At 59.4% G+C, this 8738-nt stretch carries 8 protein-coding genes; 5 read left to right on the top strand and 3 right to left on the bottom strand.

Annotated elements, in window-relative coordinates; genetic code table 11:
* Together GIW48_RS16975 and GIW48_RS16970 are read right to left on the bottom strand one after the other, a co-directional pair.
* On the bottom strand, positions 1–857 hold an 857-nt coding region (locus GIW48_RS16975; protein ID WP_329607290.1), incomplete at its 3' end, for an autotransporter assembly complex protein TamA.
* A gap of 63 nt (positions 858–920) precedes the next feature.
* Positions 921–1571 (bottom strand): GNAT family N-acetyltransferase, encoded by a 651-nt coding sequence (locus GIW48_RS16970; protein WP_017134622.1) that lies wholly within the window; start codon positions 1569–1571, stop codon positions 921–923.
* Between the two features lie 168 nt (positions 1572–1739).
* Between GIW48_RS16970 and xthA the strand changes: the two genes are divergently transcribed.
* Both xthA and GIW48_RS16960 read left to right on the top strand, forming a co-directional pair.
* Complete coding sequence (gene xthA, locus GIW48_RS16965) at positions 1740–2552, top strand: exodeoxyribonuclease III (protein ID WP_017134623.1); 813 nt, start codon at positions 1740–1742, stop codon at positions 2550–2552.
* Positions 2553–2749: 197 nt separating this feature from the next.
* Positions 2750–4078: a substrate-binding domain-containing protein gene (locus GIW48_RS16960; RefSeq protein ID WP_236462905.1), complete on the top strand. Its 1329-nt coding sequence runs from the start codon at positions 2750–2752 to the stop codon at positions 4076–4078.
* A 348-nt stretch (positions 4079–4426) separates the two neighbouring features.
* Here the strand turns inward: GIW48_RS16960 and GIW48_RS16955 are convergent, their stop codons facing one another.
* Positions 4427–5656 carry an acyl-CoA dehydrogenase gene (locus GIW48_RS16955; RefSeq protein ID WP_058420935.1) on the bottom strand — a complete coding sequence of 410 codons (1230 nt, stop codon included), beginning with the start codon at positions 5654–5656 and terminating at the stop codon, positions 4427–4429.
* A 166-nt stretch (positions 5657–5822) separates the two neighbouring features.
* Here GIW48_RS16955 and GIW48_RS16950 point away from each other — a divergent pair, with 166 nt between their 5' ends.
* The 3 genes from GIW48_RS16950 to GIW48_RS16940 all read left to right on the top strand — a co-directional run bounded on the left by GIW48_RS16950 (position 5823) and on the right by GIW48_RS16940 (position 8194).
* The gene (locus GIW48_RS16950; protein WP_236463057.1) at positions 5823–6758 is read left to right on the top strand and encodes a LysR family transcriptional regulator; all 936 of its coding nucleotides are present in this window, start codon (positions 5823–5825) and stop codon (positions 6756–6758) included.
* A gap of 126 nt (positions 6759–6884) precedes the next feature.
* The gene (locus GIW48_RS16945; protein ID WP_017136513.1) at positions 6885–7277 is read left to right on the top strand and encodes a MerR family transcriptional regulator; all 393 of its coding nucleotides are present in this window, start codon (positions 6885–6887) and stop codon (positions 7275–7277) included.
* 17 nt (positions 7278–7294) lie between these two features.
* Positions 7295–8194, top strand: a complete 900-nt coding sequence (locus tag GIW48_RS16940; RefSeq protein WP_017136512.1) for a hydroxymethylglutaryl-CoA lyase — start codon at positions 7295–7297, stop codon at positions 8192–8194.
* The last annotated feature ends 544 nt before the right edge of the window (positions 8195–8738 follow it).

Below are 8738 nucleotides of genomic sequence, written 5' to 3'. Positions count from 1 at the left end.
GTCCAGTTGGCTTTGCCGCGCGGGCCGACGTCGGTCGAGTAACCCAGGCCCAGGCCCATGGTGCGTGGCTTGCGGGTATCGAGCTGGACCGCCACCGGGATCACATCGTTGGTCGAGGCGGTTGGGCTGGCGTCCACGCGTACGCCTTCGAAGAAGCCGCTTGATTGCAGGTTCTGGTTGAGTTCGGCGATCAGTTCGGAGTCGTAAGGGGCGCCGCTTTTGAACGGCACCATGCGTTGCAGCAGGTCTTCATCGAACGGCGTATCGCCGGTAAACCCGACTTTGCCCAAGGTGTAGCGCGGGCCGCTGTCGTAGATGAGTTCGATATCGGCGACACCGGCTTGCGGGTCCACCAGCAGCTTCTGGCTGCTGAAACGCCCATTGAAAAAACCGTAGCGCGAAGCCTGATTCTGAATCAGCCGCTTGGCGTCTTCGTAGTTGCCGTGGTTGAGCACGGCGCCCGATTTGAGGTCGTCGCTGGCAGGCACGCGAAAGGCTTTGAGGCTCGCGGCCGGGCCGTCGACCCGAATGGTCACGTTGCGCAGGTGCACCGGCTCGCCGGGGTCGATGGTGAGGGTCAGGCGCGGGTTCTTGCCGCCCTTCACGTCACTGGAAATCTGCGGCTGATAGAAGCCCAGAGCCTGGGCCGCCTTGCGGGCCTGCTCCTCGGCGCCACGGCTGAACCGCAGCAAGGCTTCTTCATCACGATCGCCAACCCCGCCGATATAGCCTTCGATGTTGGCTTTCAACGCGTCGTTTGATGGCTTGATGCGCACGTCCAATTCGCTTTGCGCAAATACGCCGCAGCTTGTGAACAGCAGAACCAAGCCGCTGGTAAATCTTCCTGGAAGCTTCATAGGCGCGGATGCTACACAGCTGGGGGGACTCTTTGAACCCGGAATTGTCTGAATAATTCTGTCTCAAGCCGTTGCAGCATGTAACGCCTGGGGATTGGGATGAAAAAACACATGCTCCAGGACAGGTCCTACCGCCACTTCACCGATTTCCTCATAGCCCTGGCGCTTGTAAAAATCCAGATAGCGCGAGTTGCCGGTATCGAGCACCACACCGGATGAATGCGGGTCCTCGGCGCACCAGTTGTGCACCGCCTGCAACAGTTGCTCGCCGTAGTGTTTGCCCTGAAATTGCGGGTGAATACCCAGCAGCGGCAACACATGCACCGACTCACTCGGCAGGCACGCCAACACTGCGTAATGGTAATCCAGATAACGCCGAGTGCCGCGCACGCCGGTGCTCAGCCACATGCGCAACTGCCAGGCCCAGCTCTCGGTGATGCCCAGGCGCCGTTGCGGTGGCGCAATCAAAGCGATGCCGATCAGCCGGTCGTTGACGAACAGGCCGATGGCAGGAAGCTTCTGGAAAAAATGCTGCTTGACCAGCTCACGCACGGTGGCGCGCACCCGCTGTTCGTACCCCGACCGCTCAGCCTCGAAGATGTAAGCGAAGGTCGGTTCATGCCGATAGGCCTGATACAACAAGGAACGGGCCTCGCGGGAATAGTCGCTGTTGAGCAGGCGAATTTCAGCAATGGCAGTGGAAGTGTCAGGCATACAGTCAATCTCCCTGGGCGCCACTCAAAAGATGGCGTTCTTATGGGTACGAACCTGTGCAGCACCAGTCGTTCCCAGACATTAGCAGTGCATGCGCCCTACCGCCACGCTGGCCCCCGTCCGACTTGTCGGCTAGCATCGGCCTTTTGCCAGACTGGACTGCCGACCATGAAAATCGTCTCCTTCAATATCAACGGGCTGCGCGCCCGCCCCCATCAGCTGGCGGCGCTGATTGAAAAGCATCAACCCGACGTGATCGGCCTGCAGGAAACCAAGGTGCACGATGACCAGTTCCCGCTGGCCGAAGTGCAGGCCCTTGGCTATCACGTGTACTACCACGGGCAAAAAGGCCATTACGGCGTGGCCCTGCTGTCGCGCAAGCCGGCGTTGAGCCTGCACAAAGGGTTTGCCAGCGACGAAGAAGACGCCCAGCGTCGCTTTATCTGGGGCACTTTCGCCGACGAGCATGGCCAGTCGATCACCGTGATGAACGGCTACTTCCCCCAGGGCGAAAGCCGCGACCACCCGACCAAGTTCCCGGCCAAACAACGCTTCTACGAAGATTTGCAGCAACTGCTGGAAAGCCAGTTCAGCAATGACCAGCCGCTGGTAGTGATGGGCGACATCAATATTTCGCCGGAAGATATCGACATCGGCATCGGCGCCGACAATGCCAAGCGCTGGCTCAAAACCGGCAAGTGCAGCTTCCTGCCGGAAGAGCGCGAGTGGATGGCCCGCCTTAAAAACTGGGGCCTGGTCGACAGCTTCCGCCACTTGAACCCGGACGTGGCCGACCGCTTCAGCTGGTTCGACTACCGCAGCCGTGGGTTTGAAGATGAGCCCAAGCGTGGGCTGCGCATTGACGTGATCCTGGCGTCCAACGGCCTGGTGTCGCGGGTCAAGGATGCTGGGGTGGATTACGACTTGCGTGGGCTGGAAAAACCGTCGGACCATGCGCCGATCTGGCTTGAGCTGAGCTGACCTCAAGGTTTGTGTACTTCAATGTGGGAGCTGGCTTGCCTGCGATTGCAGTGGGCCAGTCATCAAATGGTTGGCTGACACACCGTTATCGCAGGCAAGCCAGCTCCCACATTTTGACTTGCTGTGCGTCAGTCATATTTTTGAAACCCCACTGACTTAATCTGGCGGCACTCCCTTTGGCTTAAGAAGGTGCCGGCATGATGCTGCGCGTTCTGTTCCTGTTGATGCTGCCGCTCTACGCTGTCGCCGCTGCCCTCCCCGTTCCCGACCAAGGCCCCGCCCTGCGCATCCAGGGTTCCAATACCATTGGTGCGGCGCTGGGGCCTGCGTTGGTCAAGGGTATGCTGGAGCACCAGGGCTTGCAGGCGGTGCACAGCGAGCCTGGCGATGGCGCCAATGAACAACGGGTGATCGGCAAGACGCGTCAGGGCAAAACCGTCACGGTCGAAGTCGCGGCCCATGGCTCCAGCACCGGTTTCAGCGCATTGAAAAAATCCCATGCGGACCTTGCGGCGTCTTCACGCCCGATCAAGGACAGCGAGTTGGTGGACCTTGAACCCCTGGGCGACCTGAAAAGCCCGGAAGCCGAACAGGTAATCGCCATCGACGGCCTGGCCATTATCCTCAACCCGCAAAACCCGCTGAATACCTTGAACACCGAGCAACTGGCGCAGATTTTCAACGGTGAAGTCAGCCGCTGGGAGGATGTGGGCGGCGTCGACGGCGCCATTCATCTGTATGCCCGGGATGATCAGTCCGGCACCTATGACACCTTTAAAGAGCTGGTACTGAACCGGCGCGGCAAACCGCTGGCCGTGGCCGCCAAGCGCTTCGAATCCAGCGAGGCGTTGTCCGATGCGGTGAGCCATGACCCGCAAGGCATTGGTTTTATCGGCCTGCCGTATGTGCGCCAGGCCAAGGCGCTGGCAATTGTCGACGGTGACTCACAGCCGATGTTACCGGTGACCAGCCTGATCGCCACCGAGGATTACCCGCTGTCACGCCGCTTGTATTTTTACCTGCCGCCGTCGAACCGCAACCCGTGGGCCAAAGCCCTGGTGGACTTTACCCAAAGTGGCAAAGGCCAGGCGATCGTCGCCGCCAATGGCTTTATCGCCCAGCAGGTGCAGGCGATTGCCGTGGAGCCACGGGCGTCGATGCCCGAGGACTATCAAAACATCGTCCGTGACGCCCAGCGCTTGAGTGTGAATTTTCGTTTCGAAGAAGGCAGCGCCAGCCTGGACAACAAGGCGCGCCAGGACTTGCAGCGGGTGGTGGCGTATATAAAAAGCCACGGCAAGCTCGACAAGCAGGTGACGCTGGTGGGGTTTGGCGATGCCAAGAATGACCCGCAGCGGGCGGCGCTGTTGTCAAAGTTGCGGGCAATGGCGGTGCGCCGGGAATTGGTCAAGAGCGGCGTGGTGCTGCGGGATATTCGCGGCTTCGGCGCGCAGATGCCGGTGGCGGCGAACACGGCGGATGAGGGGCGGATCAAGAATCGGCGGGTGGAGGTTTGGGTGTACTGACCGCTCGGGTTTTGTCTTGTAAACACTGGCCTCATCGCGGCATAGGTATCTACACAACCGGTTAACACGAAGTCTGTTGTAAGTGGGCTGTTGTGGCGAGCAGGCTTGCCCTGCGTTGGGCTGCGAAGCAGCCCCAAACCCAGTCGCTGAGTTCTTTCAGGAAAATTGCAGTGCCTTTACTGGGCCGCTTCGCAGCCAACGCAGGGCAAGCCTGCTCGCCACAGGAGAAATTGGCTGCCTTCAAAAGTTGTGTAGATACCTATGCTCATCGCGGGCAAGCCCGGCTCCCACCTTTGGAATGCATTCCAGTGTGGGAGCTGGCTTGCCTGCGATGCAGGCGCCTCGGTGTTACTGCCCGCTGCGCATCAGCTCTTTAGGCACATACTTGCCAATCTCAAACTTGCCAATCGCCGCACGGTGCACTTCATCCGGGCCGTCGGCCAGGCGCAGGGTGCGTTGCATGGCGTACATGTAGGCCAGCGGGAAGTCGTTGGAAACACCGGCGCCACCATGGATCTGAATCGCCCGGTCAATCACCTTCAAGGCCACGTTCGGCGCCACGACCTTGATCTGCGCGATTTCGCTTTTCGCCACTTTGTTACCGACGGTGTCCATCATGTACGCCGCTTTCAGGGTCAGCAGGCGCGCCATGTCGATTTCCATCCGCGAGTCGGCGATCTTGTCGATATTGCCGCCCAGGCGCGCCAATGGTTTGCCGAACGCGGTGCGGCTGACGGAGCGTTTACACATCAGTTCCAGCGCACGCTCGGCCATGCCGACGGAGCGCATGCAGTGGTGTATGCGGCCTGGGCCAAGGCGGCCCTGGGCGATTTCGAAGCCACGGCCTTCACCCAGCAGTACGTTTTCATACGGCACACGCACGTTGTCGAACAGTACTTCAGCGTGGCCGTGGGGTGCGTCGTCGTAGCCGAACACCGGCAGTGGTCGTACGATTTTTACCCCTGGCGTGTCTACCGGCACCAGGATCATCGAGTGCTGCTGGTGGCGCGGCGCGTCCGGGTTGCTCAGGCCCATGAAGATCAGGATCTTGCAGCGTGGGTCGCAGGCGCCGGAGGTCCACCACTTCTTGCCATTAATCACCCACTCATCGCCTTGACGCTCGGCGCGGGCGGCCATGTTGGTGGCGTCGGATGAGGCCACGTCCGGTTCGGTCATGGCGAACGCCGAGCGAATCTCGCCGCGCAGCAGCGGTTCGAGCCAGCGTTGCTTCTGTTCTTCATTGGCGTAACGCACCAGCACTTCCATGTTGCCAGTGTCGGGGGCGGAACAGTTGAACGGCTCCGGGCCCAACAGCGAGCGGCCCATGATTTCGGCCAATGGCGCATATTCGAGGTTGGTCAGGCCGGCGCCCAGCTCGGATTCGGGCAGGAACAGGTTCCATAGGCCTTCGGCTTTGGCACGGGCTTTGAGCTCTTCCATGATCGCGGTGGGCTGCCAGCGGTCACCTTCGCTGACCTGGCGTTCGAACACCGGCTCGGCCGGGTAAACGTAAGCGTCCATGAACGCAGTGACGCGTTCACGCAGTTCCTGAACCTTGGGCGAATAGGCGAAATCCATGAGCAGCTCCCTTCTCTGAGAGGTTGTTTAGGTCATGCAATCGATGCTAGAACAGCGCTGATAATTTACCTAGCCTATTCTCGGCGTGTATTAACATTCATCACCGATATATGATCGGCGTATGAGCACCTGATAAATCGCCACCTGAAAATAAGAGCGCAACGAAATGAATCTGAGCAAGGTCGACCTCAACCTGTTTATCGTCTTCGACGCGATCTACACCGAAGCCAACCTGACCCGCGCCGGGCAGATCGTTGGTATCACCCAGCCGGCGGTATCCAACGCCCTGGCCCGCCTGCGCGAAACCTTCAACGACCCGCTGTTCGTGCGCACCGCGCAAGGCATGGTGCCCACGCCCATGGCGCAGAACATCATCGGCCCGGTGCGCAACGCGTTGTCGTTGCTGCGGGTGTCGGTGCAGGAAAGCCGAATTTTCAGCCCGCAACAGGCGGCCAAGACTTATCGCATCAGCATGACCGACCTCACCGAGGCGGTGATTCTGCCGCTGCTGTTCCAGCGCCTGCGCCGCCTGGCGCCAACCGTGGTGATCGAGAGTTTCTTGTCCAAACGCCGCGAAACCACCAAGGAACTGGCCGCCGGGCGCCTGGACTTTGCCGTGGACGCACCGCTCAACACCGACCCGCAAGTGCGCCACGTCAAACTGATGGAAGATCGCTATGTATGCGCCATGCGCAAGGGCCATCCGATGGCGGGCAAGGACAAGTTCACGCTGGATGACTACCTGTCGCTGACTCACATTCATATCTCCAGCCGCCGCAACGGCCTGGGCCACGTTGACCTGGCGCTGGGCAAGATGGGCATCCAGCGCAAGATCGCCCTGCGTTCCCAGCATTACCTGATGGCTTCGCAAGTGTTGCAGCAGACCGACATGGTGATGACCGTGCCCGAACGCTTTGCCCGCCGCCATGAGCTGCATTGGTTCAACCTGCCGGTCAACGATGTGCCGCCGGTGGAAACCCACCTGTACTGGCACGAAAGCACCGACCAGGACCCGGCCAACCGCTGGATGCGTGAGCAGATGATCGAGTTGTGCCAGCAAGTCACCGCGCACGAAAAGAAACTGGATGGCAAGCAAGCCTAAGCTCTGGTGAGCAGGCTTGCCACAGCAAGCTCCCTCGCCACAGGGTGTGAGTCAATCCAGGCTATTTGCTTGACGTAAACGTCAACCTGCCTTTAGCTTAGCGCCAAGACCTTCTTGAGCGCCACCATGAGCACGACCTACAGCATCTCTGACCTCGCCCGCGAGCTCGACATCACCACCCGCGCCATTCGTTTCTACGAAGAACAAGGCCTGCTGGCCCCGGAGCGCCGGGGCCAGGAGCGCATCTACTCGGCGCGCGACAAGGTCAGCCTCAAGTTGATCCTGCGCGGCAAGCGCATCGGTTTTTCCCTGGCCGAATGCCGTGAGCTGATCGAACTCTACGACCCCACCAGCGGCAACCACATCCAGCTCAACAGCATGCTCGCGAAAATCGCCGAGCGCCGTGAGCAGCTCGAGCAACAGATGCTTGATATCGAACAGATGAAGCTGGAACTGGACACCGCCGAAGAGCGCTGCACCCAGGCGCTGGCGCAGACCATGAACCCGGTTGGTCCATAAACACAAGGTAGCTGCCCATGTCTCTCCCCTCTTATGTGCGCCTGGTGGAAGTCGGCCCGCGCGACGGTTTGCAGAACGAAGCCCAGCCGATCAGCGTGGCCGACAAGGTTCAACTGGTGGACGCACTCAGCTCAGCCGGCTTGAGTTATATCGAAGTCGGCAGTTTTGTCTCGCCCAAATGGGTGCCGCAGATGGCTGGCTCCGCCGAGGTGTTTGCGCAGATCCAGCGCACGCCCGGCGTCACCTACGGCGCGCTGGCGCCAAACCTGCGCGGCTTTGAAGATGCGCTGGCGGCTGGCGTAAAGGAAGTCGCGGTATTTGCGGCGGCGTCCGAGGCGTTTTCGCAGCGCAATATCAACTGCTCCATCAGCGACAGCCTGGAGCGCTTTGCGCCGATCATGACGGCCGCCAAGCAACACGGCATCAGCGTGCGCGGCTATGTGTCGTGTGTGTTGGGTTGCCCTTACGAAGGCCAGATTGCGCCGGAACAAGTCGCCGCAGTAGCACGTGAGTTGTATGCCATGGGCTGTTATGAAGTGTCGCTGGGCGACACCATCGGCACCGGTACCGCAGGCGCCACACGACGGTTGTTCGAAGTGGTCGGCGCGCAGGTGCCACGGGACAAGCTGGCCGGGCATTTCCATGACACCTATGGCCAGGCAATCGCGAATATCTACGCCAGCCTGCTCGAAGGCATCACGGTGTTCGACAGCTCTATTGCGGGCCTGGGCGGCTGCCCTTACGCCAAGGGCGCCAGCGGTAACGTCGCCACCGAAGATGTGGTGTACCTGCTCAATGGTCTGGGTATCGACACCGGTATCGATCTGGAGGCATTGATTCGTGCAGGCCTGCAGATCAGTAACGTGCTGGGTCGGCCGACGGGTTCGCGAGTCGCCAAGGCACGTAACGCCGGTTGAGTAGCTTAGCCGTGACAATGTGTTACCGCACGCATACACATCGAGTAACACGGGAACATATTTTGTCGAATTTGCCGTAGGCAAAACCCTACACAAAAGTTAAACCATTGATTTTAAATGACTTTTAAAAGTTGGCACGGCTCCTGCTATCTCTATGGCATAACAAGAATAAAAAGCGCCAAACCTAATAAAAATAAGACGAAACGACTCTGACATAACAAAAACAACACGGCAGAGACGCAGCTAACAGATTTTTTTGAAGAAGATGTGCTTCGCAGGGTACGGCGTGCCGACACCCGCAACCGGTTAGAGAAAAATAAAACTACCTCAGGTAGCTGCCACTGGTTGGATCGTTAACGAAGAAGCAGATCAGCGTTCAAAAAAATACGTTTGCTCTTGATCCCGGATGGGGGTCGCAAAAAAACAGCGGTAAAGGGTAACGGTTGCCAAAAACAACAATAGACCGCCCCTCAATAATAAAAAAAGAGCACGCAACGACAAATTAAAGGGGACCTTCGGGTCCCCTTTGTGCTTTCTGTGGAAG

Origin of the sequence: Pseudomonas sp. PA-6-3C, assembly GCF_021605825.1 — a bacterium.
Classification (GTDB): domain Bacteria; phylum Pseudomonadota; class Gammaproteobacteria; order Pseudomonadales; family Pseudomonadaceae; genus Aquipseudomonas; species Aquipseudomonas edaphica.
This window is presented reverse-complemented; position numbering and strand designations above follow the sequence as displayed.

Bases quoted from the DNA above. Each gene is read 5' to 3' on its own strand.
- GIW48_RS16970 (WP_017134622.1), bottom strand. From the start codon at position 1,571: ATGCCTGACACTTCCACTGCCATTGCTGAAATTCGCCTGCTCAACAGC.
- xthA (WP_017134623.1), top strand. From the start codon at position 1,740: ATGAAAATCGTCTCCTTCAATATCAACGGGCTGCGCGCCCGCCCCCAT.
- GIW48_RS16960 (WP_236462905.1), top strand. From the start codon at position 2,750: ATGATGCTGCGCGTTCTGTTCCTGTTGATGCTGCCGCTCTACGCTGTC.
- GIW48_RS16955 (WP_058420935.1), bottom strand. From the start codon at position 5,656: ATGGATTTCGCCTATTCGCCCAAGGTTCAGGAACTGCGTGAACGCGTC.
- GIW48_RS16950 (WP_236463057.1), top strand. From the start codon at position 5,823: ATGAATCTGAGCAAGGTCGACCTCAACCTGTTTATCGTCTTCGACGCG.
- GIW48_RS16945 (WP_017136513.1), top strand. From the start codon at position 6,885: ATGAGCACGACCTACAGCATCTCTGACCTCGCCCGCGAGCTCGACATC.
- GIW48_RS16940 (WP_017136512.1), top strand. From the start codon at position 7,295: ATGTCTCTCCCCTCTTATGTGCGCCTGGTGGAAGTCGGCCCGCGCGAC.